Origin of the sequence: Streptomyces sp. NBC_00306, assembly GCF_036169555.1 — a bacterium.
Lineage (GTDB): Bacteria > Actinomycetota > Actinomycetes > Streptomycetales > Streptomycetaceae > Streptomyces > Streptomyces achmelvichensis.
Map to the genome: position 1 here is coordinate 6,073,983 of NZ_CP108032.1, position 26,735 is coordinate 6,100,717.

Consider the following 26,735-nt stretch of genomic DNA (forward strand, 5'->3'; position numbering starts at 1 on the left):
CTCACAACTCCCTTGAGTGCGCCCGTTTCCTTCCGATAAGGCGTCAATTGCGGGGCGGGCGCCGATCACCCTTTCGTGTGCTTTTCACCAAAGACCTCAAGGGCTGCCGGAGCCTCGCCGACAAAGGATGCGTGAGTACCCTTGCGCACACCATGATGACCGCCGCCCGCCCCGCCGATTCGGGCCTTGCAGGACCGGGCGAACTCGACCGCTACCCCTACCCGGAGTCCCCGGGTGTCGACCGCGTCGGCCCGCCCTCCTGGGAGGGTTCGGAAACGGAGTTGGGCCGGGTCGGCCGCCGCGCGGCAGGCAACCGGGGCCGCGGGCTGCACGGCCAACTCGTGCAACAGCTCGGCCAGATGATTGTTTCCGGGGATCTGGGTGCCGACCGCCCGCTCGTCCCCGAGGAGATCGGCCAGCGTTTCGAGGTCTCCCGCACCGTCGTCCGTGAGTCACTGCGCGTCCTCGAGGCGAAGGGCCTCGTCAGCGCCCGCCCCAATGTCGGCACCAGGGTCCGGCCCGTCAGCGACTGGAACCTTCTGGACGCCGACATCATCGAGTGGCGCGCCTTCGGTCCGCAGCGTGACGATCAGCGTCGCGAGCTCTCCGAGCTGCGCTGGACCATCGAGCCCCTCGCCGCCCGTCTCGCCGCCGGCCACGGCCGTGAGGACATCCAGCAGCGGCTCTCCGACATGGTCGAGATCATGGGCCACGCCCTTGCTCAGGGTGACGGCATCACGTTCTCGCGGGCTGACACCGAATTCCATGCCCTGCTCATCCAGCTCGCCGGGAACCGCATGCTGGAGCACCTCTCCGGCATCGTCTCGGCGGCCCTCCAGGTCTCCGGCGGTCCGGTCACGGGCTGTGACCGCCCGAACGAGGCCTCTCTGGCGCACCACGGCCGTATCGTCGAAGCTCTCGCGGCCGGGGACGCGCCCGGCGCCGAGTCCGCCATGCGTCAACTGTTGACCGTTCATCCGGAGGTGGAGCGCGTCGTGCCCGCCCCCCGCGAGCACTGATCCGCTCACGGCCGGAACGCAGAGGCGTACGCACCGCGTGTCGCCGGATTCCACGGGGGTCCGGCGGCACGATTGTGTGGGGAACGTCTGTTCTGGTCGTTTCGCGGAGAATGGGGTGTGACTCGGGCCACGCGGATTGGGCGTAACACTCCTCGAAACAGTGCGATGACCTAAGAGGTGGCAGCCGAGGAGGGAATACAGCAGTCGTTCACGGCGCTGTCGAGTTCCAAGGTTCCGCCCGCGCCACCGGCACATCCGCAGCCAGGTGGTCGTCGGCTCCGGCCCGATCATGGGCGGGGCCGGAAGCCGTTTCCATCGTTCCGAGAGGTTGTTCGTGTCGGCCAGCACATCCCGTACGCTCCCGCCGGAGATCGCCGAGTCCGAGTCTGTGATGGCGCTCATCGAGCGGGGAAAGGCTGATGGGCAGATCGCCGGCGATGACGTGCGTCGGGCCTTCGAGGCTGACCAGATTCCGCCAACCCAGTGGAAGAATGTTCTGCGCAGCCTCAACCAGATCCTCGAGGAAGAGGGTGTGACGCTGATGGTCAGTGCCGCGGAGTCGCCGAAGCGCGCCCGCAAGAGCGTCGCTGCGAAGAGCCCGGCAAAGCGCACCGCCACCAAGACCGTCGCGGCCAAGACCGCCACGGCGAAAACTGTCGCCGCCTCCGCGGCGCCGACGGCCGAGTCCGTCGACGTCCAGGCCGGCGACGAGGTCTCGGAGGCCGCGCCTGCCAAGAAGGCGGCCGCCAAGAAGACGGTTGCGAAGAAGACGGCGGCCAAGAAGACCGCCGCCAAGAAGACCGTGGCGAAGAAGGCCACGTCGAAGAAGGACTCCGACGAGCCCGCCGAGGGCGAGGAGCTCGTCGACGAGGCACAGCCCGGAGCCAAGGGCGAAGAGGAAGAGACCGAGGGCGAGAGCAAGGGCTTCGTCCTGTCCGACGACGACGAGGACGACGCGCCCGCACAGCAGGTCGCGGTCGCCGGCGCCACCGCCGACCCGGTCAAGGACTACCTGAAGCAGATCGGCAAGGTCCCCCTCCTCAACGCCGAGCAGGAGGTCGAGCTCGCCAAGCGCATCGAGGCCGGCCTGTTCGCCGAGGACAAGCTGGCGAACTCCGACAAGCTGGCGCCGAAGCTCAAGCGCGAGCTGGAGATCATCGCCGAGGACGGCCGCCGCGCCAAGAACCACCTGCTGGAGGCCAACCTCCGGCTGGTCGTCTCGCTGGCCAAGCGCTACACCGGTCGCGGCATGCTCTTCCTGGACCTCATCCAGGAGGGCAACCTCGGTCTGATCCGCGCGGTCGAGAAGTTCGACTACACCAAGGGCTACAAGTTCTCCACGTACGCCACCTGGTGGATCCGTCAGGCCATCACCCGCGCCATGGCCGACCAGGCCCGCACCATCCGTATCCCGGTGCACATGGTCGAGGTCATCAACAAGCTCGCGCGCGTGCAGCGCCAGATGCTCCAGGACCTGGGCCGCGAGCCCACCCCGGAGGAGCTGGCCAAGGAACTCGACATGACCCCCGAGAAGGTCATCGAGGTCCAGAAGTACGGCCGTGAGCCGATCTCCCTGCACACCCCGCTGGGCGAGGACGGCGACAGCGAATTCGGTGACCTCATCGAGGACTCCGAGGCGGTCGTCCCGGCCGACGCGGTCAGCTTCACCCTGCTGCAGGAGCAGCTCCACTCGGTGCTCGACACGCTCTCCGAGCGTGAGGCCGGTGTCGTCTCCATGCGCTTCGGTCTCACCGACGGTCAGCCGAAGACGCTGGACGAGATCGGCAAGGTCTACGGCGTGACGCGTGAGCGGATTCGCCAGATCGAGTCGAAGACGATGTCGAAGCTGCGCCACCCGTCGCGTTCGCAGGTGCTGCGCGACTACCTCGACTAGTCGGCACAGTCGATTTTCGGTCGTTCGAGGGCCCGGATCCCGTCAGGGATCCGGGCCCTCGGCCTGTGTGAGGGTGCGGCCGCGGTCGACGTGCGTGACTCTGAGTGGACTCCATTCACGCAGAGTCAGGAGGCCGTATGCGTCGTCCCCTCGTCCGAGCCTTGACAGGGGCGCTGGCCCTCATGTCCTCGGCGGTTCTCGCGCCCCTGGCGGCGTCCGTCCCGGCAGCCGCCGACGGCGTAGTCGTGGGTGGCTCCCCGGTACGCGCCGCCGACAGTCCCTGGGTGGTGGCCCTCTCCAGCCGTGACCGGTTCGGAGGAACCCGCGCGGGTCAGTTCTGCGGCGGCGTCGTGGTGGCGCCGACCAAGGTGATGACCGCGGCGCACTGCCTGAGCCGGACCGTGCTGGGTCAGAAGGTGAGCGACGTCGCGGACCTGCGGGTCATCGCCGGACGGTCGGCGCTGGCCGGCGCGGGCGGGCAGGAGATCGCCGTCAGTGACAGCTGGGTCTCGCCCCGTTACGACCCTGCGACCAACAGTGCGGACATGGCGGTGCTGACGCTGGCGAAGGCCCTCCCGGCGTCCTTCGTCCTGCCGCTGGCGGGTGCCGGTGACGCCGCGTACGCGCCGGGCACCAGCGCCACCGTCTACGGATGGGGCGACATGAGCGGCAGCGGCCTCTACGCCTCGTCGCTGCGTGCCGCCCCGGTGACCGTCCTGTCGGACGGGACCTGCGAGCAGGCCTATCCCGGCGGTCTGGGGGGCCGCTACGTGGCTTCCACGATGCTCTGCGCCGGAGACCCCCGAGGAGGCCACGACGCCTGTCAGGGGGACAGTGGAGGCCCGCTGGTGGCCCAGGGCCGCCTCATCGGGCTGGTGTCCTGGGGGAGCGGCTGCGGGCGGGCCGACAGTCCGGGGGTGTACACGCGGGTCTCCGCGGTGTCCGGGACCTAAAAGGCCTCCGGGTCAGAACGGACCGCTGACGCGGTCACGGTACGAGAGCGGGCGGCCGCCCCTGGTGTTCAGGGGCTGCCGCCCGTCAGCCGGTCCTGGACCGACCTTGGCTCGTCGTGGATGTGAGGTATCAGTGATCCTCTTCACCGACGGCGGCCGGTACGGCCGTGAGTCGGTCGGTCTCATCCTGTATTTCTGCGGCGATCTTCTTGAGTTCCGGCTCGAACTTGCGTCCATGGTGGGCGCAGAAGAGCAGTTCACCGCCGCTGGTCAGGACGACACGCAGATAGGCCTGCGCACCGCAGCGGTCGCAGCGGTCACCGGCCGTCAGCGGGCTCGCGGGGGTCAGAACAGTAGTCACGTCGCCTCTTCTCTAGCTCGACGAGCTGTCGTACCAGGGTCAACATCCAACCAGCCCGAAAACGTTCCCGCTCGGGGCTTTTCCTCGAAACTTCTTCTCGAGGTAGCTGTCTGCTGCCGGTTGGCGGCGAATGAGCCGTATTGCTTCGCTCTACGGATTTCGCGTTGCTTGTCTCGATTGGCCCTCCCGGCTGGGTTGCCGGTTGTTGATGAGGACGTGCCCGGAGCCTAAATGGTTCATGCCTCGAAGGGAACGTGATGTACGCGTCACCCCATCGAGGGATCGAACATGTATGCGAGGCTGGACTAGCATGAAAAATCACGTGGGTGGCGTTACATCGGCTCTACCAGGCCTCGGTACCCTCTGACCGGCGACCGACGCCGGGCCTCTACCCCACTTGGCCACATCTGAAATTCAGCGAGGAGCGAACCGCGTGACCGCCGAAACGTCCGTGCCGTCCAGTGCGGTACTGACCGCAGACCGTGACGGGTCCAACTACACCGCGCGGCACCTGCTCGTCCTCGAAGGGCTCGAAGCGGTCCGCAAGCGCCCCGGCATGTACATCGGGTCGACCGACAGCCGCGGTCTGATGCACTGTCTCTGGGAGATCATCGACAACTCCGTCGACGAGGCTCTCGGTGGCTATTGCGACCACATCGAAGTGATCCTGCACGACGACAGCTCTGTCGAGGTCCGGGACAACGGCCGGGGCATCCCGGTCGACGTGGAGCCCAAGACCGGCCTGTCCGGCATCGAGGTCGTGATGACCAAGCTGCACGCCGGCGGCAAGTTCGGCGGTGGCTCCTACGCCGCCTCCGGCGGTCTGCACGGCGTGGGTGCGTCCGTGGTCAACGCGCTCTCGGCCCGCCTCGACGTCGAGGTCGACCGCAACAGCGCCACCCACGCGATCAGCTTCCGCCGCGGTGTGCCCGGCATCTTCACCGAGCAGGGCCCCGACGCCCCCTTCGACCCGGCGAACGGCCTGCTGAAGGGCAAGCGGGTGCCCAAGGCCCGTACCGGCACCCGTGTGCGGTACTGGGCGGACCGCCAGATCTTCCTCAAGGACGCCAAGCTCAACCTGGACACGCTCCACCAGCGCGCCCGCCAGACCGCCTTCCTGGTGCCCGGTCTCACCATCGTCGTGCGCGACGAGCGGGACCTGGAGGGCCAGGGCAAGAGCGAGGAGATCTTCCGCTTCGACGGAGGCATCAGCGAGTTCTGCGAGTACCTCGCCCAGGACAAGGCCGTCTGCGACGTCGTACGGCTCAACGGCACCGGCAGCTTCAAGGAGACCGTCCCGGTCCTGGACGACCGCGGCCACATGACCCCGACCGAGGTCACCCGGGAGCTCGGCGTCGACATCGCACTGCGCTGGGGCACCGGCTACGACAGCACGGTCAAGTCCTTCGTGAACATCATCGCCACCCCCAAGGGCGGCACCCACGTCTCCGGCTTCGAGCGCTCGCTGACCCGGACGGTGAACGAAGTGCTCCGTTCGGCCAAGATGCTGCGCGTCGCCGAGGACGACATCGTCAAGGACGACGCCCTGGAGGGCATCACCGCGGTCGTCACCGTCCGGCTGGCGGAGCCCCAGTTCGAGGGCCAGACCAAGGAGGTGCTGGGCACCTCGGCCGCCAACAGGATCGTCGCAGCCGTCGTCGCCAAGGAGCTCAAGGCCTTCCTGACCTCCACCAAGCGTGACGCGAAGGCGCAGGCCAGGGCCGTCCTGGAGAAGGCCGTCTCCGCCGCGCGCACCCGGATCGCCGCCCGGCAGCACAAGGAGGCGCAGCGCCGGAAGACGGCCCTGGAGTCGTCCTCGCTGCCGGCCAAGCTCGCCGACTGCCGCAGCGACGACGTGGAGCGCAGCGAGCTCTTCATCGTCGAGGGGGACTCCGCGCTCGGTACCGCCAAGCTCGCGCGGAACAGCGAGTTCCAGGCGCTGCTGCCGATCCGCGGAAAGATCCTCAACGTCCAGAAGTCGTCCGTGTCGGACATGCTGAAGAACGCCGAGTGCGGCGCGATCATCCAGGTCATAGGAGCCGGCTCGGGCCGGACGTTCGACATCGACGCCGCCCGCTACGGAAAGATCGTGCTGCTCGTCGACGCCGACGTCGACGGGGCCCACATCCGCTGCCTGCTGCTGACCCTGTTCCAGCGCTACATGCGCCCGATGGTGGAGGCGGGCCGGGTCTTCGCCGCGGTCCCGCCGCTGCACCGGATCGAGCTGGTCCAGCCCAAGAAGGGCCAGGACAAGTACGTCTACACCTACTCCGACAACGAGCTGCGGCAGACCCTGCTGGAGTTCCAGCGCAAGGGGGTCCGCTTCAAGGACTCCATCCAGCGCTACAAGGGTCTCGGCGAGATGGACGCCGACCAGCTGGCGGAGACGACGATGGACCCGCGTCACCGCACGCTGCGCCGGATCAACATCGGTGACCTCGACTCCTCCGAGCAGGTTTTCGACCTGCTGATGGGCAACGAGGTCGCGCCCCGCAAGGAATTCATCACCAGCTCCGCGGCCACGCTGGACCGGTCCCGGATCGACGCCTGATCCACCGTCCGCCCACCCAGGGGTGGAGCCGCCGGCTCCACCCCTGAGCCGATTCCGGGCGGCGGCCCTCCTCCGTAGCATCGAGGCGACGGAGGAGGGGCATGAACGTGCTGAGCAGCAGAGGGACCGCGTGGCCCACGCGGGAGTCGCTGTCCCGGATCGGTGTGCCGCGCACCCGCGCGGTCCTCGACGGCATCGTGCTCGCCGCACTGGCCACCTGGGCGCTGGCCGGCTCCTACGCCTCGGGCGCCTTCAGCGGCCTGGAGACGGTCCTGCCGCCCGTCGGGCTGCTGCTCTGCGCCGGCGCCTTCCTCGCTTTCCACGAGACGACCCTCAAGCACCGGCTGCTGCCGTCCCTCGGCATGCTGCTCGTCCTCGCCGGGGTGGGCTGGGGGGCGTACGCGGAGGGTGCCGAGGTGGCCGCGGCCGTCCCGTGGATCACGGCGGCCATCCTGGCGATGGAGCGGCTGCCGCTCGCGTACGGCCTGGCCACCGGGGTGCTGATGGTCGGCTCCTTCGCGATGATGCAGCAGGGCGGACCGCTCGGCTCGGTCATCACCGTCGCCGCGATCCTCTTCGGCGGCTATTCGCTCCGGCTGGACGGGCAGGCCCGCGGTGCGGGGTTCCGGCTGCTCGCACAGGAGCGGGCCGCGCGCGAGGCCGAGGCCGTCTCGGCGGCTCTCGGGGAACGCGCGCGGATCGCCAGGGAGATCCACGACGTCCTCGCCCACAGTCTCTCCGCGCAGCTCGTGCACCTGGAGGCCGCCCGGATCCAGATCGAGAGAGAGCCGGAAGGGCCCTTCCGTGACCGGATCCTGGAGCGGGTGGTCGCGGCCCGCGGCATGGCGCGCGAAGGGCTCGCCGAGACCAGACAGGCGCTGTCCGCGCTCCGTGGCGAGATGGTGCCCGTCGAGGACTTCCTGCGGGAGCCGGCCGTCGCCGACGGAGCCGCGACCGAGGTGAGGGGCGCCCCGAGGCTGCTGACCGCCGAGGCTTCACAAGCTGTACGCAGAGTGGCCCAGGAGGCCCTCACGAACGCGCGCAAGCACGCCCCCGGCGCCACGGTGCGGGTGCTGCTCGCCTACGAGACGGACCACGTGATGCTGGAAGTACGGGATTCGGGCACGGCCGAGAAGACGGGCGAGCTCGGGGCCTCCGGGTCCGGGTACGGTCTGCTGGGAATGCGCGAGCGGGCCGAACTCCTCGGCGGCAGCCTGGAGGCGGGACCGGAGGGAGAGGGTTTCGTGGTGCGGCTGCGAGTGCCGGCATGAGCGAGCAGAACGCCAGAGTGATCGTCGCCGACGACCAGGCGGTGGTGCGCGAGGGGATCGTGATGCTGCTGGGGCTGCTGCCCGGCATCGAGGTCGTCGGCTCGGCCAAGGACGGCGACGAAGCGGTCGCCCTGGTCGCCGAACTCGCCCCCGATGTCGTGCTGATGGATCTCCGGATGCCCCGCTGCGACGGGGTCGAGGCCACGCGCCGGATCCGCAGCGAGTACCCCGCGACCCAGATCGTGGTGCTGACGACGTACGCCGACGACGAGTCCCTCTTCCCCGCTCTGCGGGCGGGAGCGCGCGGCTATCTCACCAAGGACGCCGACGGCGACGAGATCGTCCGGGCGATCCAGGACGTCATGGCCGGGCGGGCCGGGCTCTCACCGGTCGTCCAGCGCCGTCTGCTGGAGCAGGTCACCGCCGCCGGCCCGCCGGCCGCGCCGCAGCTGCCCGACGGGCTGACCGCCCGCGAGGGCGAGGTGCTCACCCTCATCGCGGAAGGGCTCACCAACGCCGAGATCGCCCGCCGGCTGCACATCTCCACCGCCACCGTGAAGACCCACATCAACAACCTGTTCTCGAAGGCCGATCTGCACGACCGCGCCCAGGCCGTGCGCTACGCCTATCGGGAAGGTCTGGCGCAGCCACCTGGGACGAGCGTCACCTGATGGGGTGAAGACCGGCGGGAGAAGAGTCCGGGATCTTCCCGCTCTGTCCATCCTTGGGCACGCGGCCGAAACGGTTCGCTGACAAGGAGAGTTGATCGGTGGAGAAGCAGGACGGGCAGGACGCCGCCGCGGTGCGGCTCGACGACCCGTGGTACGACGCACTGGCCGCCGGCTGGGGCGAACTGGACAGCACGGGTGCGCCCGCCACCGCCGTACCGGTCCAGCCCGTGGAGCGGGCCGCCGACCGGCCCGGGACCGCGGAGATCTACCTGGAGGTGCACCGCAGCGCCGCCTTCCAGGAGGTCCGCAGCCGCTACCGCCGCTTCGTCGTCCCTGCCGCCCTCGCCTTCCTCCTCTGGTACCTGGCCTACGTCGTGGCGGCCACCGCAGCCCCCGGTCTGATGGCCCGGCCCGTCGCGGGCGCCGTGAACGTGGCCATGGTCGCGGGCCTCGGCCAGTTCCTCACCACCTTCCTGCTGACCTGGGCGTACGCCCGCCATGCGCGACTGCGCCGGGACCGGGCCGCGCTCGATCTGCGCTGGACCGTGTTCGACCGGGCGCGGGCGCAGGAGACGGCCCGGGGGCGCGAGCGGTGACCGGCGACCACCAGACCCTGGCGCTGCTGTTGTTCAGCGCGTTCATCGCGGTCACGCTCGGCATCACCACCTGGGTGAGCCGCAACAGACACGGCTCGGCGGAGGAGTTCTACGCCGGCGGCCGGCTGTTCTCCCCGATGGAGAACGGCTTCGCCATCGCCGGCGACTACATGTCCGCCGCCTCCTTCCTCGGCATCTCCGGACTGATCGCGCTCTACGGGTACGACGGCATGCTCTACTCCGTCGGCTTCCTCGTGGCCTGGCTGGTCGTGCTGCTGTTCGTCGCCGAACTCGTGCGCAACTGCGGCCGGTTCACCCTCGCCGACGTCATCGCGTCGAGGATGCGCGAGCGCCCGGTGCGTATCGCGTCGGGTACGTCGTCGGTCACCGTGTCGGTGCTCTACCTGGTGGCGCAGATGGTCGGCGCCGGCAGCCTCGTCGCGCTGCTCCTCGGCGGCACCAGCGAGGCCGCTCAGTCCTGGACGGTGATCGGCGTGGGCGCGCTGATGGTCATCTATGTGTCGTTCGGCGGCATGCGGGCGACGACCTGGATCCAGATCGTCAAGGCCGTGCTGCTGATGGCGGGTGCGATCGCCATGACGCTGCTGGTCCTCGCCCGCTTCCAGGGCGATGTGAACCACCTGCTCAACACCGCCGCCGAACGCAGCGGCCACGGCAAGGACTTCCTCGCGCCCGGTTTGCGGTACGGCGGGGACTGGACCGCGCGACTGGACTTCATCAGCCTCGGTCTCGCGCTCGTCCTGGGCACGGCCGGCCTGCCGCACATCCTGTCGCGCTTCTACACCGTGCCCACCGCGCGGGCCGCCCGCCGTTCGGTGGTCTGGTCGATCGGCCTCATCGGCAGCTTCTATCTGATGACGATCGTGCTCGGTTTCGGTGCCGCCGCCGTGCTCGGCACCGAGGAGGTCCGTGCCTCGAACGCCGCGGGGAACACGGCCGTACCGCTGCTCGCTCTGGACCTCGGAGGCGGCGCGGGCTCCACCGGAGGCACGGTGCTGTTCGCGGTGGTCGCCGCGGTCGCCTTCGCGACGATCCTGGCAGTGGTCGCCGGCATCACCCTGGCCTCGTCGGCCTCGGTCGCCCACGATCTGTACGCCTCGCTCAAGCGCCGGCACGCCAAGCAGCGCAGCGAGGTCGCGGTCGCGCGGCTCGCCGCCGCCGGGATCGGTGCCGTGGCGATCGCCCTCGGCCTGCTGGCCCGCGATCTGAATGTGGCGTTCCTGGTGGGCCTGGCCTTCGCGGTCGCCGCGTCCGCCAATCTGCCCGTCCTGCTCTACTCGCTGTTCTGGCGGAACTTCACGACGCGCGGCGCCGTCTGGTCGGTGTACGGGGGACTGATCCCCGCCATGCTGCTGGTGGTGCTCTCACCGGTGGTCTCCGGCAGCCCGGAGTCCCTGTTCCCGGGAGTCGACTTCCATGTCTTCCCGCTGCAGAACCCGGGCGTGATCTCCATTCCGCTGGGCTTCCTCGCGGGCTGGATCGGCACCGTCACGTCCTCGGAACCCCCGGACGACGCCCGGCACGCCGAGACGGAGGTACGGGCGCTGACCGGCGCGGGCGCGGTCTGACGCGGGCCCCATCCGCCGGCGGATCCTGGCGATCGGTCAGAGGCTCGCGGCCCAGGAGTAGCGGTGCTCGGGGCGGCCGGTCTCGCCGTACCGCAGACTCAGCTGTACGCGGCTCGTGCGCTCCAGCAGCTTCAGATAGCGCTGGGCGGTCTGTCTGCTGACGCCCGCCCGGTCCGCGATCTCCTGTGTGGACAGCGGCCCGTCGGCCGCCAGCAGCACCTGGCGTACGGCTTCGGCGGTGGTCGGTGAGTGGCCCTTGGGCAGATCGGGGGCGACCGATCCGGCCGACAGGGCGCCGAAGATCCGGTCCACCTCGGCCTGTTCCGCCTCCCCGCCACCGCGCAGGGTGCGGCGCAGCCCCGCGTACGCCTCCAACTTGGCCCGCAGACCGGCGAAGTTGAACGGTTTCACCAGGTACTGGAGCGCGCCGTGGCGCATCGCCGCCTGGACGGTGGCCACGTCGCGCGCCGCCGTCACCATGATCACGTCGGTCTGATGACCCAGCCGGCGAAGCTCCCGGACGACCGCGAGGCCGTTCCCGTCCGGCAGATAGTGGTCCATGAGCACCAGGTCCACGGGGGTGTCGGCGATCCGGGCGAGTGCCTCGCTCGCCGAATGCGCTGTCGCCGCGACGTGGAAGCCCGGCACCTTCGCCACGTAGGCCGCGTTGATCGCCGCCACGCGTACGTCGTCGTCCACGACGAGGACCTCGACGGGATTCTCGGCGGTCTCGGTGATCCCGGTGGTCTCGGCGGGTCGGTCGTTCACGGTGCCTCCCCGGCGACGGCCGGCTCCGGATCGGCCAGTTCGGTCAGTGCCTCGGGGAGCACGACGGTGAACTCCGCGCCTCCGCCGGCCGCTTCGCCGACCAGGGCGCTGCCGCCCTGCCGTTCCGCGAGTCGGCGCACCAGTGCCAGCCCGATGCCGCGCTTGCCGTGGGCCGGGAGTTCCTTGGTGGACCAGCCCTCGGTGAAGATCTGCTCACGCTGTTCGGGCGGCACTCCGGGGCCGCTGTCCGAGATCCGCAGCACCGCGGTACGCCCCTCTGCCCGCAGGCGGACCTCGACGCGTGCGTCCGTTGAGCCGGCTGCGGCGTCCATGGCGTTGTCGACGAGGTTGCCGACCACCGTGACGATGCCGCGCGGATCCACCAGGCGGTCGGGCAGCAGGGTGTCCGGTGCGATGCGCAGGGAGACCCCGCGCTCGGCCGCGACGGTCGCCTTGCCCACCAGCAGCGAGGCCAGCAGCGGGTCATGGATCTTCTCGGTGACCTGCTCGGCGGTGGCCCGGTGCACCCCGACGACCTCGGTGACGAACTCCACCGCTTCCTCGTGCATCTCCAGCTCGAGCAGCCCGAGCAGGGTGTGCATCCGGTTGGCGTGCTCGTGGTCCTGGGCCCGCAGGGCGTCGATGAGTCCGCGGGTGGAGTCCAGTTCCCGGCCCAGCTGCTCCAGCTCGGTGCGGTCGCGCAGGGTGGCGACGGCGCCGCCGTCGTCCGTGGGCATCCGGTTGGCGATCAGCACTCGGTGGCCGCGCACGGTGACGAGGTCCTCGCCGGCGACGCGGCCGGTCAGGACGTCGGCCGTACGGCCCTCGCCCAGCACCTCGGTGAGCGGCCGGCCTCTGACGTCGGAGCCGAGGCCGAGCAGCCGCTCCGCCTCGTCGTTCATCAGCCGGATCCTGCCTGTCGCATCGAGGGCCACGACGCCCTCGCGGATGCCGTGCAGCATCGCCTCGCGCTCGGCCAGCAGCGCGGAGATGTCGGAGAAGGCCAGGTCATGGGTCTGGCGCTGGAGTCTGCGGGAGATCAGATAGGCGGCCAGCGCCCCGACGGCCAGGGCGCCCCCGGCGTAGGCGAGCAGGCCGGGGATCGCCGCGAGGAGACGGGCGCGGACGCTGTCGTACTCGATACCGACGGACACCGCTCCGACGATCGCGCCGCTGTCGTCGCGCAGGGGCACCTTGCCCCGGGCGGAGCGGCCGAGCGTGCCGCTGTCGATCTCCATGACGTCCCGGCCCGCGAGCGCTTCGCTCGGGTCGGTCGAGACGACCCGCCCGATCTCGGCGGGGGAGGTGTGCGACCAGCGCACCCCGGTCCGGTCCATGATCACGACGTACTCGGCGCCGGTGGCCCTGCGGATCCGCTCGGCCTCGGTCTGGACCGGTCCGGTGGCCGTGGGCTCGGTGGCGGTGAGGTCCTCGGCGACCTCGGTGGACGCCGTGGTCTCGGCGATCGCCAGCGCCCTGCGCATGGCCTGGTCGTCGAGCTGCTCGCTGAGAGGCGCCAGAAAGAGACCGGTGGCCAGGACGGTCACACCGGTCGCGATGGCCAGCTGCATCAGCAGGACCTGGGAGAAGACCCGCTGCGGCCAGCCGAACCGCCGACGTCCGGCCGGCGGGGTCGGTTCGGGACTCATGCCTACGAACGGTAGAGGTCGAGCAGCCCTTTATGAAATTTCCGGACTGTGCCGCAAGCCGCTTGCGTGGATTGCCGTCTGTTTGCGATTTCCTGAAAGTCGGCGATAAAGCCGCTGGTGTGGGCGGATTCGCGAGTTCCCCAGCGATCGGCGAGCGAATTTGACGCGGTCATGGCGGTAGACGACTTAGCAGTTCTCTGCAACTCTCTGACCGCTGAACGCAAAAGTCTCAGTTCAACCGTGCACAAACGCCAGTCGCACGGGCACGTCGTCATGTACGCCGACAGAGCCGCGCCTCGCCTCGGCGCGAGGCCGAAGATCGGGGACAAATGAGACCGCAACGCCGGAGTTGGCGGGTGCTCTCCGCCGTGATCACGACCAGCCTTCTGCTGATCGGATGGCCGACGCTCACCGCCTCGGCGGCCGACGGCCCCAATATCGCCGCGGGCAGACCCGCGACCGCCAGCACCGCCCATGCCGAGTACCCCGCCGGGAACATCACCGACGGCAGCCAGGGGACGTACTGGCAGAGCGCCGGCCCGGGCCTTCCCCAGTGGGTGCAGACCGATCTCGGGGCCACCAGCCGGGTCGACGAGGTGGTGCTGAAGCTGCCCGCGGGCTGGGAGAGCCGCAGCCAGACGCTGTCCGTGCAGGGCAGCGCCGACGGCACCAGCTTCACCACGATCAAGAGCTCTGCCGCCTACAGCTTCCAGCAGGGCTCGGCCAACATCGTGACGGTCGGCTTCCCGGCCACGCAGACCAGATTCGTCCGCATCCACATCACGGCCAACACCGGCTGGGCCGCCGCCCAGCTCAGTGAGCTGGAGGTGCACGCGGCCGGCGAGTCGTCCGTCGATCTGGCCCGCGGCAAGACGCTCACCGCGAGCAGCCACACCGAGGTCTACACCGCGGCCAACGCGAACGACGGCAACAAGGCCAGCTACTGGGAGAGCGCCAACGGCAGCCTCCCGCAGTGGATCCGCGCCGACCTCGGCGCATCCGTCCGCATCGACCGCGTGGTGCTACGGCTGCCGGACGGCTGGCCGGATCGAACGCAGACCCTCCAGATCCAGGGCAGCGCCAACGGCACCGACTACACGGACCTGACCGCGTCCAAGGCGTACGCCTTCAACGCGGCCGGCGGGCAGTCGGCGACGATCACCTTCGACGCCGCCACCACGCGGTACGTCCGGGTCCTCGTCACCGCCAACTCCGGCAGGGCGGCAGCCCAGCTGTCCGAGCTGGAGATCTACGGACCGGCCACCGGGGACACGCAGGCTCCGACCGCACCCACCGAACTCGCTTACACGGAACCGGCCACAGGACAGATCAGGCTGGCCTGGAAGCCGTCCACCGACAACACCGCGGTGACCGGCTACGACATCTACGCAGGCGGCGACCTGCGGACCAGCGTGGCGGGCAATGTCACGACGTTCACGGACACCCAGCCGGCGAGTGCGACCGTGTCGTACTTCGTGCGGGCCAAGGACGCTGCCGGCAACCAGTCCGCCAACAGCAACACCGTCACCCGCAGGGGCGACACAGGCGACACCCAGGCCCCGACGGCCCCGGCCGGCCTCGCCTTCACCGAACCCGGCGCCGGACAGATCAGGCTGACCTGGGGCGCGTCCACCGACAACACGGCGGTGACCGGATACGACATCTACGCGAACAACTCGCTGCGCCAGAGCGTGGCGGGCAATGTCACGACGTTCACGGACACCCAGTCGGCGAGTGCGACCGTGTCGTACTTCGTGCGGGCCAAGGACGCTGCCGGGAACCTGTCCGGCAACAGCAACACCGTCACCCGCAACGGCAGTGGGGTCAACGGGTCCAACCTCGCGGTCGGCAGGCCGATCACCGCGTCGTCCGTGATCCACACGTTCGTCGCCGAGAACGCCAACGACAACAGCCTTGCCACCTACTGGGAGGGCGCGGCGGGCAGCTACCCGAACACCCTCACCGTCAAGCTGGGTGCCAACGCGGACGTCAGCAGTCTCGTCCTGAAGCTCAACCCCGACAGCTCCTGGGGCAGCCGCACTCAGAACATCCAGGTCCTCGGCCGTGAACAGAGCGCATCCGGCTTCACCGGCCTGGTGGCCGCCAGGGACTACACCTTCAACCCCGCGAGCCAGAACACCGTGACGGTCCCGGTCGACGCCCGCGTCGCGGACGTCCAGCTGAGGTTCACCTCCAACACCGGCTCGTCCGCGGGGCAGATCGCCGAGTTCCAGGTCATCGGAGTCGCCGCGCCCAACCCGGACCTGGAGGTCACCGGTCTCACGGCCGCGCCCGCCGCGCCCGTCGAGTCGGATCCGATCACGCTGTCCGCCACCGTCCGCAACAGCGGTCCCGCGGCCTCCGCCGCGAGCACCCTCGCCTTCCGCCTCGGCGGGACGAAGGTGGGCTCGGCCGCGGTCGGGGCCCTCGCGGCCGGGGCGCAGACCGTCGTCAGTGCCACCATCGGCGCCCGCGACGCGGGTACCTACCAGCTGAGCGCGGTGGCCGACGAGGCGAACGCCGTCATCGAGCAGAACGAGTCCAACAACACCTACACCAGCCCCACCTCGCTGGTGGTGAAGCCCGTCGACAGCTCCGACCTGATCGCCTCGGCCGTGAACTGGACGCCGAGCGGCGCCTCCGCGGGTGACACCGTCACCTTCTCCGTGGCCCTGAAGAACCAGGGCACGATCGCCTCGACAGGCGGAAGTCACGGCATCACACTGACCCTGACCGACTCCAAGGGCGCCACGGTGAAGACCCTCACCGGCGCGCACAGCGGGGTCATCGCCGCGGGTGCGACCGCTGCGCCGGTCGGCCTCGGCACCTGGGCCGCCGCCAACGGCTCGTACACCGTGAAGGTGGTCGTCGCCGACGACGCCAACGAACTGCCCGTGAAGCGCGCCAACAACACGAGCAGCCAGTCGCTGTTCATCGGCCGCGGGGCGAACATGCCCTACGACATGTACGAGGCCGAGGACGGCTCCGCGGGCGGCGGAGCGGCCGTCGTCGGGCCGAACCGCACGGTGGGCGACATCGCGGGAGAAGCCTCGGGCCGCAAGGCGGTCACCCTCGACAACACCGGCAACTACGTCGAGTTCACGACCAGGGCCAGTACGAACACCCTGGTGACCCGGTTCTCCATCCCGGACGCGCCCGGCGGCGGAGGCATCGACTCCACGCTGAACGTGTACGTCAACGGCACCTTCCGCAAGGCCATCGACCTCACGTCGAAGTACTCCTGGCTGTACGGCGCGGAGGCGAGCCCCGGGAACTCGCCGGGCTCCGGCGCCCCTCGGCACATCTACGACGAGGCGCACGTGATGCTGGGCGAGACCGTCCCGGCGGGCAGCACGATCAGGCTGCAGAAGGACGCGGCGAACACCTCGCGCTACGCGATCGACTTCGTCAGCCTGGAGCAGGTCGCGCCGGTCGCCAACCCGGACCCGGCGAGGTACACCGTCCCGGCCGGATTCACGCACCAGGACGTGCAGAACGCCCTGGACAAGGTGCGCATGGACACCACCGGCACGCTGGTCGGCGTGTATCTGCCGGCGGGTGACTACCAGACGGCGAGCAAGTTCCAGGTCTACGGCAAGGCCGTCAAGGTGGCCGGCGCGGGGCCCTGGTACACCCGGTTCAACGCCCCCTCGACGCAGGACAACACCGATGTGGGCTTCCGGGCGGAGGCAGCGGCGAAGGGCTCGTCGTTCACGGGCTTCGCCTACTTCGGGAACTACACCTCGCGCATCGACGGCCCGGGCAAGGTGTTCGACTTCTCCAACGTCACCGACATCGTGATCGACAACATCTGGAACGAGCACATGGTGTGCCTCTACTGGGGCGCGAACACCGACAGGATCACGATCAAGAACTCGCGGATCCGCAACATGTTCGCCGACGGCATCAACATGACCAACGGGTCCACGGACAACCTCGTCACCAACAACGAGGCCCGGGCCACCGGCGACGACAGTTTCGCCCTGTTCTCGGCGATCGACGCCGGCGGGGCGGACATGAAGAACAACGTCTACGAGAACCTGACGTCGATCCTCACCTGGCGTGCGGCGGGTATTGCCGTCTACGGCGGCTACAACAACACCTTCCGCAACATCCACATCGCGGACACCCTCGTCTACTCGGGCATCACGATCAGCTCGCTGGACTTCGGGTATCCGATGAACGGCTTCGGGACCGAGCCGACGACCGTCGAGAACGTCTCGATCGTCCGGGCCGGCGGCCACTTCTGGGGCGCGCAGACCTTCCCCGGGATCTGGCTCTTCTCGGCCTCGAAGGTGTTCCAGGGGATCCGCGTCAACAACGTCGACATCGTCGATCCGACGTACAGCGGGATCATGTTCCAGACCAACTACGTGGGAGGACAGCCGCAGTTCCCGATCAAGGACACCGTGCTCAGTGACATCTCGATCACCGGTGCACGCAAAAGCGGCGACGCCTTCGACGCCAAGTCCGGCTTCGGTCTCTGGGCGAACGAGATGCCCGAGGCGGGGCAGGGCCCCGCGGTGGGTGAGGTCACCTTCAACGGCCTGCGGTTCGCCGGCAACGCCCAGGACATCAAGAACACCACCTCCACCTTCAAGATCAAGATCAACCCCTAGGCCGGCCCCGGGATCACGCCCGTGATCGGCTTCTGATCGAAACGCGGACTAGCGCAAGCCGCTTGCATGGCTTGCGCTAGTCTTGCGTGCATGACGCGACGACTTGCTCAGGTGGCGAAGAAGGTAGGGGTCAGCGAGGCCACGGTCAGCCGGGTGCTCAACGGCAAGCCGGGGGTCTCCGAGGCCACCCGCCAGTCCGTCCTGACCGCGCTGGACGTCCTCGGCTACGAGCGCCCCACCCAGCTGCGCGGCGAGCGCGCGCGCCTCGTGGGCCTCGTGCTGCCGGAGCTCCAGAACCCGATCTTCCCGGCGTTCGCCGAAGTGATCGGCGGAGCGCTGGCCCAGCAGGGCCTCACACCGGTCCTGTGCACCCAGACGAAGGGCGGGGTCTCCGAGGCGGACTACGTCGAACTGCTGCTCCAGCAGCAGGTGTCCGGCGTGGTGTTCGCCGGCGGGCTCTTCGCCCAGGAGGACGCCCCGCACGACCACTACCGGCTGCTGGCCGAACGCCGGATTCCGGTGGTGCTCATCAATGCCGCCATCGAGAATCTCGACTTCCCCTGCATCGCGTGCGACGACGCCGTGGCGGTCGAGCAGGCCTGGCGCCACCTCGCCTCGCTCGGCCACGACCGCATCGGTCTCGTCCTCGGCCCGCTCGACCACGTGCCGTCCCGGCGCAAGCTCGCGGCTGCCCACGCGGCCGCGAAGGCATCCGGCGGGGAGCTGACCGACGAGCGCGTCGAGCGCTCCATGTTCTCCCTGGAAGGCGGGCAGGCGGCGGCCTCCAGGCTGCTGGACCGCGGTGTCACCGGCATCATCTGCGCGAGCGATCCGCTCGCCCTCGGTGCCGTACGCGCGGCGCGCCGGCGGGGGCTCGCCGTTCCGGGAGACATCTCCGTCGTGGGCTACGACGACTCCGCCTTCATGAACTGCACCGAGCCGCCGCTGACGACCGTCCGTCAGCCCATCGAGGCCATGGGCCGTGCCGCGGTCGAACTGCTCTGTGCGCAGATCCAGGGCGGCGAGGTCCCGCCCGGTGAGCTGCTCTTCGAGCCGGAACTGGTGGTGCGCGGCTCCACCGCAAAGGCTCCGCGCTCCTGATTCAACCGCCTGTCAATCATTTACGAAATCGGCGCGACATATTGCGGTCTTCTGTCGCCGGTGGTTGAGTGTGCCGCGTTCCCGCTGCGTGTCAGCCGCGGGTCATCCACGCTCAGGCCCGAAGGGGACCACCGATGAGAAGTGCTGGGTTCCGCCGTACGCGCCGTTCCGCCGCGACCGCGCTCGTCTCCGCGCTCGCCCTGACCGCCCTGGCCGCCTGCGGCACGAGCAGCAGCGGTGACAACGACGAGGGATCCGGCGGCGGTTCGTCCGACCCGTCAGCTCCGCTGGACCCGAAGACCAAGCTGACGCTGACGATCGACTGCATGCCGCCGGCTGCGAAGGCCGCGGAACTCAAGGAGTGGAAAGAGGACGTCAAGGCGTTCAACAAGACGTACCCGAACATCAGGATCGAGGGCCGGTCCACCCCCGGCCAGTGCCTGGAGCCGCCGCGGTTCACCGCGATGCTCAAGGCCAAGTCCCAGCCGGACGTCTTCTACACGTACTTCACGGACCTGACGCAGGTGCTGGACAACGCCGGCGGCGAGGACATCACCGCGTACGTCACCCCGAAGACCGTCCCGGCGATCGCGGACATCGACCCGAACGTCCTGAACTCCCTGAAGAAGGACGGCAAGCTCTACGGCCTGCCCACCAGCAACTACACCATGGGCCTGCTGATCAACCGCAAGCTCTTCCAGCAGGCCGGACTCGATCCCGACGCCCCGCCGACGACCTGGGAGGGCGTCCGCGCGGCCGCGAAGAAGATCGCCGGACTCGGCAACGGCATCGCCGGGTTCGGGGAGTACAGCGCCGGCAACACCGGCGGCTGGCACTTCACCGCCCAGATGTACGGCCTCGGCGGGAACATCGTGGACGAGAGCGGCAAGAAGGCCGCCTTCAACGACGCGACCGGCAAGCAGGTCGTCGAGAACCTCAAGGCGATGCGCTGGCAGGACGACAGCATGGGCAAGACCCAGCTGCTCAAGTGGGGCGACCTGCAGAAGCAGATAGCCAGCGACAAGCTCGGCATGTTCCTCGCCGCGCCCGACGACATCGCGTACATGGTCCAGCAACTCGGCGCCAAGTACGAGAACTTCGGCATGGGCCCGATCCCCGGCCAGAAGGCCACCCTCTTCGGCGGCAACAACTACATGGTCAAGAAGGGCATCTCGCCCGACAAGATCAAGGCCGCCGTCGCCTGGCTCAACTTCAAGAACCTCACGGTCGGCAAGGGCCAGTTCGACTGGGCCCGCACCAAGGCCGACGGTCTGCCCGTCGGTGTGCCGCAGCCCAACTTCTGGCTGGGCGGCAGCAAGACGAAGGACGACGCGGCGCGCGCGGCCAACGCCACCATGCCGGTCGAGAACTTCAAGCCCTTCATGGACAACCCGGTGCAGGGCAAGGCGGAGCCGCCCAAGGCGCAGGAGATCTACAAGGTCCTCGACAACGTGATGTCGGGCGTCCTGACCAACAAGAACGCGGACGCGGGCAAGCTGCTGGCCACCGCCGAGTCGCAGGTCAACCAGATCCTGGCGAACCAGTAGCCGATGTCGGCCCCCACTCTCATCCCACGCAAGGCCGCACCGCGTCCCGGGCGCGGCGGCGGGCCCCGTACGAACGCGTCGAGGGAGGCGTTCGTACGGGCCCTGCGCCGCAATCTGTCGGCGCACGGCTTTCTGATCGGCGCCGTCGTCTGCTTCTCGTTCTTCTCCTGGTATCCCATGGTCAGGGAGTTCATCCTGGCCTTCCAGAAGACCGAGAACGGACAGACCACCTGGGCCGGCTGGTCCAACCTGACCACCGTCTTCAACGACCCGGCGTTCTGGCAGGCCTGGCGCAACACCCTCCTGTTCACGGGGCTCGCGCTGGTCTTCGGATTCATCGTCCCGTTCGTCGTCGCCCTGGTCCTCAACGAGTTCCGCCACGGACAGGGGTTCCTGCGCCTGCTCGTCTACCTGCCCGTGATGCTGCCGCCGGTCGCCTCGGTCCTGCTGTTCAAGTACCTCTACGACCCGGGCTACGGACTGCTGAACCGGCTCCTGGAGCTCGCGCACCTTCCCCAGCAGCAATGGCTCCAGGATCCCGACACCGCGATGCTCTCCGTGGTCATCGCCGCCACCTGGATGAACATGGGCGGCGCCACCCTCATCTACCTGGCCGCCCTCCAGGGCATACCGGGGGAGCTCTACGAGGCGGCCGAGCTGGACGGCGCCGGCGTGCTGCGCAAGATCTGGTACGTCACCATCCCGCAGACCCGGCTCATCCTCTCGCTGATGCTGCTGATGCAGATCATCGCGACGATGCAGGTCTTCACCGAGCCGTTCCTGCTCGCCGGCGGCGCCGGCCCCGAGGGCTCGACCACCACGGTCGTCTATCTGATCTACCAGTACGCCTTCAACTTCAACAACTACGGCAGCGCGGCCGCGCTCGGCCTGGTCCTGCTCGTACTGCTCGCGGGATTCTCCGCGGCGTACGTCCGGCTCAGCCGCGCCGAGGAAGAGTAGGCGGGAAGACGGCCATGACCACACGTACGCTCATCTCACCGGCCCAACTCGCCAGGCCCCGCGGCAGACTGCTCTACTGGACCGCCTTCGTCCTGGTGATGGTCCTGTTCACGCTCGTCTTCCTCGGACCGCTCTACTGGATGGTCTCCGGCGGGCTCAAGACCACCCAGGAAGTCGTCCAGTCGCCGCCCACCCTGGTCCCGGGCTCGGTGAATCCGGAGAACTACTCCCGGGCCTGGGAGGTGATGGACCTCTCCCGGCTGCTGTTCAACACGCTCTACTACGCCTTCGGGGCGCTCGCGTTCCAGCTGGTCTTCGACGTCGCCGCGGCCTACTCGCTCTCCCGGCTGCGGCCCGTCTTCGGCAAGGCCATCCTCGCGATGATGCTGGTGACGCTCATGATCCCGGCCACCGTTCTCGTCGTACCCCAGTACCTGACGGTGCTGGACGTCCCGATCGTCGAGCGCAACCTGCTCAACTCGCCCTGGGCGATCTGGCTTCCGTCGGTCACCAACGCCTTCAACATCTTCCTGCTCAAGCGGTTCTTCGACTCGATCCCGCACGAGCTGCTCGACGCGGCCGCCATCGACGGCGCGTCCCGGTTCAGAACCCTGTGGTCGGTGGTGCTGCCGATCTCGCGGCCCATCCTGGGTGTCGTGTCGATCTTCGCGGTCGTCGGCGTCTGGAAGGACTTCCTCTGGCCGATGCTCACCCTGCCCGACCCGACCAAACAGACGCTCAACGTCGGTATCTACTCGCTCTCCAACGGCGTGCCGGAGAACGTGCTGATCGCCGCGCTCACGATCGCCTCGATCCCCACACTCCTGATCTTCCTCGCCTTCCAGCGCAACATCATGAGCGGTCTCACCGCGGGCGGACTCAAGGGCTGACCTCGGCCCGCACCGCCCGTTCCCCCTCGAGTCTCCGCCGCCGGCCCTGCCCTGGCGCCCCGCTGTCCGGGCCGGCGGCGGAGTCCCACCTGCCCGAAAGGACCTCACGTGGCAGCCCCTCTGGATCACACGGACGACTGGTGGCGCGCCGCCGCCATCTATCAGGTCTACGTACGCAGCTTCGCCGACGGTGACGGCGACGGCACCGGTGATCTCGCCGGGGTGCGGGCCCGGCTGCCCTACCTCGCCGAACTCGGCATCGACGCCATCTGGTTCAACCCCTGGTACCTCTCACCGATGGCGGACGGCGGCTACGACGTCGCCGACTACCGTGCCATCGACCCGGCCTTCGGCACCCTCGCCGAGGCCGAGAAGCTCATCAGCGAGGCACGCGGACTGGGCATCCGCACCATCGTCGACATCGTGCCCAACCATCTGTCGGACCAGCACGCCTGGTTCCGGGCCGCGGTCGCGGCAGGGCCCGGCAGCGCGGAGCGCGAGCTGTTCCACTTCCGTCCCGGCCGTGGCGAGAACGGTGAACTGCCGCCCAACAACTGGCCGTCGCAGTTCTCGGGGGAGACCTGGACCAGGGTCGCGGACGGCGAGTGGTATCTGCATCTGTTCACGCCCGAGCAGCCGGACCTCAACTGGAGTCACCCGGTCGTCCGCCAGGAGCACGAGGACGTCCTGCGCTTCTGGTTCGAGCGGGGAGCCGCCGGCGTCCGCATCGACTCGGCCGCCCTGTGCGCCAAGGACCCCGATCTGCCGGACGCCGCCGAGGACGACACCACCCCTTACGTCGACCGCGACGAACTGCACGACATCTACCGCTCCTGGCGGGCCGTCGCCGACGAGTACAACGGTGTCCTCATCGGCGAACTGTGGGTGCCCGACCCGGACCGGTTCTCGCGCTATCTGCGCCCCGACGAGCTGCACACCGCGTTCAACTTCGACTTTCTCGCCCGGCCCTGGGACGCGGCGGAGCTGCGTGCCTCCATCGACACGACGCTGGCCTTCCACGCGCCGGTGGGCGCGCCCGCCACCTGGGTGCTCTGCAACCACGACGTGACCCGCACGGTCACCCGCTACGGACGGGCCGAGGACACCGGCTTCGACTTCGCCAAGAAGCGCTTCGGTACACCGTCCGACCTGGTGACCGGAACCCGGCGGGCACGCGCCGCCGCCCTGCTCTCGCTCGCGCTGCCCGGCAGCGTCTATCTGTTCCAGGGCGAGGAACTGGGCCTCCCCGAGGCGGACATACCGCTGGACCGCATCCAGGACCCGATGCATTTCCGTTCGCTCGGGGTGGACCCCGGACGGGACGGCTGCCGGGTGCCCCTGCCGTGGCGCGCGGACGCCCCGCACTACGGCTTCGGTTCCGAGCAGGAGCCCTGGCTGCCGCAGCCCGCGGACTGGTCTGCCTACGCAGCCGACCGGCAGGCCGCGACGGAGGACTCCATGCTCGTCCTCTACCGCGAAGCCCTGCGCCTGCGCCGCACCGAAACGGGCTTCGGCGACGGTCCCCTGAACTGGCTGCCATCCGCCCAGGACGTCCTCGCCTTCGTCCGGACCGGCGGGCTGATCTGCGTCGTCAACCTCTCCGAGGAACCCGTCGAACTCCCCGGCCACACAAGGGTCCTGCTGACGAGCGGCCCTCTGGACGACGGCGGGCGGCTCCCGCAGGACACGGCGGCCTGGCTGCGGTCCTGACCCGCGGCCGGGGCCGCCGGCCGTCCGTAGGTCTCAGGGCCTGCCGCTGCCGACGGACGCGCGCCGCCCGCCCACCATGGCCCTCTCCGCCCGTTCACGGCGCGGGCCTGGGCGGGCGGGGGCCGCTGTAGTGACCGCTCGGCCGCATCCGCAGCGGCTGCTCCTCGTACTCCTCGAGCGCATGCGCGATCCAGCCTGCCGTACGCGCCACGGCGAACACGGTCTCACCCGCCTCGGCCGGCATCCCCGACGACAGCGAGAGCACGGCGAGCGCCATGTCGACATTGGCGTGCAACTCCACATGACGGGCGGTCGTCGACTCCACCTCACGAGCCGCGTCCAGTGCCGGACCGGCGGCCGGGATCTGCTCCAACGCACCGAACAGGGCCTCGGCGCGCGGGTCCTGGGCCGGGTACAGACGGTGCCCGAGCCCCGGGACCCGGCGTCCCGCCCGAAGATGGTCGGCGACGACCGGTGCCGCCCCGCCGCGTTCGAGCACATCGGCGAGCATCCGGTGGGCGAGCCCGCTGGCCGCCCCGTGCAGCGGCCCGTCCAGCGCGCCGAGTCCGGCGGACACGACGGCGTACGGATGGGCGCGCGCGGAGGCGGCGACCCGCACCGCGAGGGTGGACGCGGCCAGGTCGTGGTCGATGAGCAGCGAGAGCGCCATGTCCAGGGCGCGCAGAAACGCCTCGTCGGGGCGCATCGCGGTGAGCCGTGACCACAGCCGCCAGGCCAGCCGGCCCTCTCCCCGGTGCGGCTCACCGACCCTGGGGAGCGCGTCGACCAGGACGGGGATCAGGGAGCGGGCGCTGCCGAGGACGGCGTCACGGCCGAGGTCGAAGCGGAGCGGATCGGCGACGGCCGCGGCGATGGCCGCCACCCGGAGCCGGTCCGTGGACCCGCTGTGCACGGGCAGCGCCTCGACCGCCCGGCGGGCGGCGGCCAGCGGCTCGGGCGGGGAGGTGAAGCGGATGCCGCTGTGCAGTGTGCCGGTCCAGAGCCAGTCGGCGATCTCCTCGTAGGAGTGGCTGCGGGCCAGCTCCGTGGCGTCCACCCCGCGGAAGTAGTACCGGTCCTTGTCGATCAGCGTGATGCCGGTACGGATCCGCTGGGTGACGTCACTGCCGGCCGAGGGCTCGCGCCGCCCCTTGCGGACGAGCGCGTCGACCTCCTTGGCGTCGAAGGTGCTGCCGCGGCCGGTGGGGTCGCGGCGGCTGGAGAGCTGTCCGCGGCTGACGTACGCGTACACCGTCTCGGGTTTCACGCCGAGCCGCTCGGCCGCCTCGCGCGTGGTGATCCGGTCCGTCTCCGGTGCGTTCTCCGTCATGAGGAACACCGTACACATATTGATTCAATCAATATTGACAGTGATGCAATCAAGCATGGACAGTCGAATCTATTCAAGGAGGCTGTTATGCAGATGGACGTACCGCGCGGACTCGCCGGGGTCGTGGTCACCGACACCGCACTGGGAGATGTCCGGGGGCGGGAGGGCTTCTACCACTACCGCCAGTACTCGGCCGTCGAGCTCGCGCAGAGCACCGGGTTCGAGGACGTCTGGCATCTGATGTTCTACGGGGAGCTCCCCGACGCCGACCGGCGCCGGACCTTCCTCGCCGAGACGGCGTCCTTGCGCCGGCTGCCCGACGTCGTACGGGCGGCACTGCCGGGGATCGCCCGCGCCGGCGCGCCGTCCGGCCAGCTGTCCGGGCTGCGGACGGCGCTCTCGCTGCTGGGAGCCGCCTCCGGACTGCGGCCGGTCTACGACCTCGACACCGAGTCCCGCCGCAGGGACGCGCTGGCCGCGTGCGCCGTCGTCCCGACGCTGCTCACCGCGCTGTACCGGCTGGGCCGGGGGCTCGAACCGGTCGAACCGCGCGAGGACCTGCCGTTCGCGGCCAACTACCTCTACATGCTGTCCGGTTCGGAGCCGGAACCCGCCCGGGCCAGGGCGATCGAGCAGTACCTCATCTCCACCGTCGACCACGGCTTCAACGCTTCCACCTTCACCGCCCGGGTCATCGCGTCCACGGGCGCGGACCTCGCGGCCTGCCTGGTCGGCGCGACGGGCGCGCTCTCGGGCCCTCTGCACGGCGGCGCCCCGAGCCGCGCCCTGGACACCCTCGACGCCATCGGCACCCCGGACCGCATCGACCCCTGGATCCGCGAACGGGTCCTCGCGGGCGAACGCATCATGGGCTTCGGCCACCCCGTCTACCGCACCGAGGACCCGCGCTCCCGCATGCTGCGCGGCATCGCGGAGAGCTTCGGTGGCCCCCTGGTGGAGTTCGCGGTCCAGGTGGAGGCGCAGGTCGAGGCGATCCTGGCGGAACTGAAGCCGGGCCGGGAACTGCACACGAACGTGGAGTTCTACGCGGGCGTGGTCATGGAGCTGTGCGGACTGCCGCGGGAGATGTTCACGCCGACGTTCTGCGCGGCGAGGGTGGTGGGCTGGAGCGCGAACATCCTGGAGCAGTCAGAGGACTCCAAGATCATCCGCCCGGCGGCGAGGTATGTCGGGCCGCCGCCGGTGCTGCCGCGGGCGTCCTGAAGCGCCGTGCGCGGCCCGGAGTTGTCGGTCGC

19 protein-coding genes are annotated in these 26,735 nt (G+C 69.5%); 15 read left to right on the forward strand and 4 right to left on the reverse strand.

Going from position 1 to position 26,735, the window contains the following annotated elements:
* The first annotated feature begins 131 nt into the window (after positions 1-131).
* The 3 genes from OHA05_RS27140 to OHA05_RS27150 all read left to right on the forward strand — a co-directional run bounded on the left by OHA05_RS27140 (position 132) and on the right by OHA05_RS27150 (position 3,866).
* Positions 132-1,019: a FadR/GntR family transcriptional regulator gene (locus tag OHA05_RS27140; protein ID WP_328861928.1), complete on the forward strand. Its 888-nt coding sequence runs from the start codon at positions 132-134 to the stop codon at positions 1,017-1,019.
* A 334-nt stretch (positions 1,020-1,353) separates the two neighbouring features.
* Positions 1,354-2,913 (forward strand): RNA polymerase sigma factor, encoded by a 1,560-nt coding sequence (locus tag OHA05_RS27145; RefSeq protein WP_313943674.1) that lies wholly within the window; start codon positions 1,354-1,356, stop codon positions 2,911-2,913.
* A gap of 137 nt (positions 2,914-3,050) precedes the next feature.
* Positions 3,051-3,866: a S1 family peptidase gene (locus tag OHA05_RS27150; protein WP_313943673.1), complete on the forward strand. Its 816-nt coding sequence runs from the start codon at positions 3,051-3,053 to the stop codon at positions 3,864-3,866.
* Positions 3,867-3,996: 130 nt separating this feature from the next.
* On the opposite strand, the gene OHA05_RS27155 is transcribed toward OHA05_RS27150, so the two are convergent.
* On the reverse strand, positions 3,997-4,227 hold the full coding sequence (locus OHA05_RS27155) for a DUF7455 domain-containing protein (RefSeq protein ID WP_313943672.1): 231 nt from the start codon (positions 4,225-4,227) through the stop codon (positions 3,997-3,999).
* Positions 4,228-4,660: 433 nt separating this feature from the next.
* Between OHA05_RS27155 and OHA05_RS27160 the strand changes: the two genes are divergently transcribed.
* The 5 genes from OHA05_RS27160 (at position 4,661) to OHA05_RS27180 (ending at position 10,905) form a co-directional block, all read left to right on the forward strand.
* Positions 4,661-6,778 carry a DNA gyrase/topoisomerase IV subunit B gene (locus tag OHA05_RS27160; protein ID WP_313943671.1) on the forward strand — a complete coding sequence of 706 codons (2,118 nt, stop codon included), beginning with the start codon at positions 4,661-4,663 and terminating at the stop codon, positions 6,776-6,778.
* Between the two features lie 101 nt (positions 6,779-6,879).
* Positions 6,880-8,049, forward strand: coding sequence for a sensor histidine kinase (locus tag OHA05_RS27165; RefSeq protein ID WP_328861929.1), 1,170 nt, complete (start codon positions 6,880-6,882; stop codon positions 8,047-8,049).
* On the forward strand, positions 8,046-8,720 hold the full coding sequence (locus tag OHA05_RS27170) for a response regulator transcription factor (RefSeq protein WP_313943669.1): 675 nt from the start codon (positions 8,046-8,048) through the stop codon (positions 8,718-8,720). Before OHA05_RS27165 ends, OHA05_RS27170 begins: the two co-directional genes overlap by 4 nt.
* Before the next feature lie 98 nt (positions 8,721-8,818).
* Positions 8,819-9,316 carry a DUF485 domain-containing protein gene (locus OHA05_RS27175; RefSeq protein WP_328861930.1) on the forward strand — a complete coding sequence of 166 codons (498 nt, stop codon included), beginning with the start codon at positions 8,819-8,821 and terminating at the stop codon, positions 9,314-9,316.
* A complete protein-coding gene (locus tag OHA05_RS27180; protein WP_328861931.1) occupies positions 9,313-10,905 on the forward strand; it encodes a solute symporter family protein in 1,593 nt (530 codons plus the stop codon). Before OHA05_RS27175 ends, OHA05_RS27180 begins: the two co-directional genes overlap by 4 nt.
* 36 nt (positions 10,906-10,941) lie before the next feature.
* Here OHA05_RS27180 and OHA05_RS27185 read toward each other — a convergent pair whose 3' ends face one another.
* Complete coding sequence (locus OHA05_RS27185) at positions 10,942-11,673, reverse strand: DUF7342 family protein (RefSeq protein ID WP_328861932.1); 732 nt, start codon at positions 11,671-11,673, stop codon at positions 10,942-10,944.
* The gene (locus OHA05_RS27190; protein WP_328861933.1) at positions 11,670-13,322 is read right to left on the reverse strand and encodes a sensor histidine kinase; all 1,653 of its coding nucleotides are present in this window, start codon (positions 13,320-13,322) and stop codon (positions 11,670-11,672) included. Before OHA05_RS27190 ends, OHA05_RS27185 begins: the two co-directional genes overlap by 4 nt.
* A gap of 329 nt (positions 13,323-13,651) precedes the next feature.
* On the opposite strand from OHA05_RS27190, the gene OHA05_RS27195 reads away from it, so the two are divergent.
* From OHA05_RS27195 to OHA05_RS27220, 6 genes are all read left to right on the forward strand, one after another.
* Entirely contained in the window at positions 13,652-17,941 is a 4,290-nt protein-coding gene (locus OHA05_RS27195; protein ID WP_328861934.1) for a discoidin domain-containing protein, read from the forward strand.
* A 90-nt stretch (positions 17,942-18,031) separates the two neighbouring features.
* Complete coding sequence (locus OHA05_RS27200; protein WP_313943664.1) at positions 18,032-19,042, forward strand: LacI family DNA-binding transcriptional regulator; 1,011 nt, start codon at positions 18,032-18,034, stop codon at positions 19,040-19,042.
* A 134-nt stretch (positions 19,043-19,176) separates the two neighbouring features.
* Positions 19,177-20,589, forward strand: a complete 1,413-nt coding sequence (locus OHA05_RS27205) for an extracellular solute-binding protein (protein ID WP_328861935.1) — start codon at positions 19,177-19,179, stop codon at positions 20,587-20,589.
* Positions 20,590-20,592: 3 nt separating this feature from the next.
* Complete coding sequence (locus tag OHA05_RS27210) at positions 20,593-21,549, forward strand: carbohydrate ABC transporter permease (protein ID WP_328861936.1); 957 nt, start codon at positions 20,593-20,595, stop codon at positions 21,547-21,549.
* 14 nt (positions 21,550-21,563) lie between these two features.
* Positions 21,564-22,439 (forward strand): carbohydrate ABC transporter permease, encoded by an 876-nt coding sequence (locus OHA05_RS27215; RefSeq protein WP_328861937.1) that lies wholly within the window; start codon positions 21,564-21,566, stop codon positions 22,437-22,439.
* 108 nt (positions 22,440-22,547) lie between these two features.
* Positions 22,548-24,149 (forward strand): glycoside hydrolase family 13 protein, encoded by a 1,602-nt coding sequence (locus tag OHA05_RS27220; protein WP_328861938.1) that lies wholly within the window; start codon positions 22,548-22,550, stop codon positions 24,147-24,149.
* A gap of 94 nt (positions 24,150-24,243) precedes the next feature.
* On the opposite strand, the gene OHA05_RS27225 is transcribed toward OHA05_RS27220, so the two are convergent.
* Entirely contained in the window at positions 24,244-25,479 is a 1,236-nt protein-coding gene (locus OHA05_RS27225) for a citrate synthase (protein ID WP_328861939.1), read from the reverse strand.
* An 87-nt stretch (positions 25,480-25,566) separates the two neighbouring features.
* Here OHA05_RS27225 and OHA05_RS27230 point away from each other — a divergent pair, with 87 nt between their 5' ends.
* Positions 25,567-26,703 (forward strand): citrate synthase/methylcitrate synthase, encoded by a 1,137-nt coding sequence (locus tag OHA05_RS27230; RefSeq protein WP_328861940.1) that lies wholly within the window; start codon positions 25,567-25,569, stop codon positions 26,701-26,703.
* Positions 26,704-26,735: the final 32 nt, after the last annotated feature.

Excerpts from the sequence above, each read along its gene's own strand:
- OHA05_RS27150 (WP_313943673.1), top strand. The coding sequence starts at position 3,051 with ATGCGTCGTCCCCTCGTCCGAGCCTTGACAGGGGCGCTGGCCCTCATG.
- OHA05_RS27165 (WP_328861929.1), top strand. The coding sequence starts at position 6,880 with ATGAACGTGCTGAGCAGCAGAGGGACCGCGTGGCCCACGCGGGAGTCG.
- OHA05_RS27170 (WP_313943669.1), top strand. The coding sequence starts at position 8,046 with ATGAGCGAGCAGAACGCCAGAGTGATCGTCGCCGACGACCAGGCGGTG.
- OHA05_RS27190 (WP_328861933.1), bottom strand. The coding sequence starts at position 13,322 with ATGAGTCCCGAACCGACCCCGCCGGCCGGACGTCGGCGGTTCGGCTGG.
- OHA05_RS27195 (WP_328861934.1), top strand. The coding sequence starts at position 13,652 with ATGAGACCGCAACGCCGGAGTTGGCGGGTGCTCTCCGCCGTGATCACG.
- OHA05_RS27200 (WP_313943664.1), top strand. The coding sequence starts at position 18,032 with ATGACGCGACGACTTGCTCAGGTGGCGAAGAAGGTAGGGGTCAGCGAG.
- OHA05_RS27205 (WP_328861935.1), top strand. The coding sequence starts at position 19,177 with ATGAGAAGTGCTGGGTTCCGCCGTACGCGCCGTTCCGCCGCGACCGCG.
- OHA05_RS27210 (WP_328861936.1), top strand. The coding sequence starts at position 20,593 with ATGTCGGCCCCCACTCTCATCCCACGCAAGGCCGCACCGCGTCCCGGG.
- OHA05_RS27215 (WP_328861937.1), top strand. The coding sequence starts at position 21,564 with ATGACCACACGTACGCTCATCTCACCGGCCCAACTCGCCAGGCCCCGC.
- OHA05_RS27225 (WP_328861939.1), bottom strand. The coding sequence starts at position 25,479 with ATGACGGAGAACGCACCGGAGACGGACCGGATCACCACGCGCGAGGCG.
- OHA05_RS27230 (WP_328861940.1), top strand. The coding sequence starts at position 25,567 with ATGCAGATGGACGTACCGCGCGGACTCGCCGGGGTCGTGGTCACCGAC.